1 pseudogene is annotated in these 308 nt (G+C 69.8%); it reads left to right on the top strand.

Features of this window, described 5'->3' with window-relative positions:
* A pseudogene (locus DK459_RS09945) lies at positions 1-308 on the top strand (M20/M25/M40 family metallo-hydrolase); the annotation flags it as partial.

Below are 308 nucleotides of genomic sequence, written 5' to 3'. Positions count from 1 at the left end.
TGGCTGCGCGGTGAATTCGAGGCCGCGGGTTTGACCACCCGCCTGGACGCCGGCGGCAACCTCATCGGCACCCGCGCCGGCCGCAACGCGCACCGCAAGCCCATCGCCACCGGCTCGCACTGCGACACCGTCATGAGCGGCGGCCGCTTCGACGGCATCATCGGCGTGCTGGCCGGCATCGAGGTCGCCCACACCATGCGGGAACACGGCATCGAGCTGGAGCATCCCTTCGAGGTCATCGACTTCCTGTCGGAAGAACCCAGCGACTACGGCATCTCCTGCGTCGGCAGCCGCGCCCTGAGCGGCCA

The organism is Achromobacter sp. RW408 (genome assembly GCF_003184165.1).
GTDB classification, from domain to species: domain Bacteria; phylum Pseudomonadota; class Gammaproteobacteria; order Burkholderiales; family Burkholderiaceae_B; genus Achromobacter; species Achromobacter xylosoxidans.
This window is presented reverse-complemented; position numbering and strand designations above follow the sequence as displayed.